The organism is Caballeronia mineralivorans PML1(12), assembly GCF_001028175.1.
GTDB classification, from domain to species: Bacteria; Pseudomonadota; Gammaproteobacteria; order Burkholderiales; family Burkholderiaceae; genus Caballeronia; species Caballeronia mineralivorans.
Genome location: NZ_AEJF01000362.1, coordinates 1 through 1,430, shown reverse-complemented (window position 1 = coordinate 1,430; position 1,430 = coordinate 1). Strand labels below are relative to the sequence as shown.

At 56.2% G+C, this 1,430-nt stretch carries 1 pseudogene; it reads left to right on the top strand.

Annotated elements, in window-relative coordinates:
* Nucleotides 1-46: 46 nt before the first annotated feature.
* Nucleotides 47-1,430, top strand: a pseudogene (locus tag EOS_RS43055) (IS1182 family transposase); the annotation flags it as partial.

Genomic DNA, 1,430 nt, shown 5'->3' with positions numbered 1-1,430 from the left:
ATGGTTAAGTATCCTTTAGGTATTGATAGACGAGGAGAGAATCATCATGATGGGTCAATTGGATAGCGGGCAGGACAAGCTTTTTTACTCGTTCAACCTCGATAATCACGTGCCTCAAACTCACCTGCTGAGAGGCATCGACCGGGCGCTCGATCTCGGCGACTTGAGTCAGCATCTCGCACCTTTCTACAGTCCGATTGGTCGACCTTCGATTGATCCAGAATTCATGATCCGCATGCTGATCGTGGGCTACTGCTTCGGCATTCGCTCCGAGCGCAGGCTATGCGAAGAGGTCCATCTGAATCTGGCATATCGTTGGTTTTGCCGCCTGGGTTTGGATGACGCGGTACCTGAACATTCGACGTTCTCTAAGAATCGCCACGGACGCTTTCGCGACAGCGATGTCTTACGCCATGTGTTCGAGTCTGTCTTGGGCCGTTGCATGGCCGAGGGGCTTGTGAGGGGTGAAGGATTCGCCATCGATGCAAGTATTATCAAGGCGGATGCAAGCCGTTCAAGCGCAGTACCGGGAACAGATCCCATCGACTGGGGGCCTACCGCGAAACAGAGTCGCTCCGTGCGGGAGTATCTCCAGGCCCTCGAAGAGAGCAATCCAGTAGCCCCCGACGCAGCCGAATCCGCAGAGTCGTCTACTCCCCCGAAGATGATCTCCCTGAGCGATCCTGCCTCGAGCTGGACCGCTGCGCCTGGTGGCCCTGCGTTCTTCGCCTACTCGACCAATTATCTGATCGACCTGGGAGCGGGGATCATCATGGACGTTGAGGCGACGCCCGCAAACCGATCCCACGAGGTCGAATCAACGAGAACGATGATTGATAGAGTCGAACAACGGTTTTGTCTCAAGCCCGCTCGCCTTGTCGGCGACACCGCCTACGGCACTGCAGCGATGCTTGGCTGGATGGTCGAGCAGAAAGAGATCGCACTGCACGTCCCAGTTTGGGAAAGGTACGCGCGCAAAGACGACGCATTCTCCACTAGCGAGTTTAAGTGGAATGAGATGGCCAACGAGTATCGTTGTCCGGCTGGGAACGCGCTGCGCAGTGAGCGTCGCCAATTCAAGAATTCGCGTACGCACGTCACCAAGGCCGATACGATTATCTATCGATCAAGCCAACTCGACTGCGCTGGCTGTTCAATGAAGGAACGCTGCTATCCGAAGACCCCGGTTCGCAAGGTCACGCGCAGTATCCACGAAGCTGCGCGGGACGAGGCGAAACGCATCGCGACAACACCTGCCTACAAACAATCTCGACGTGAGCGAGAGAGAGGTGGAAATGCTCTTCGCGCACCTCAAACGCATCCTGAAGCTTGAGCGCTTGCGGCTGCGCGGGCCAAGTGGTGTGCACGATGAGTTCTTACTGGCAGCAACGGCACAAAATCTACGGCGAATGGCGATTCGACTCATGGCC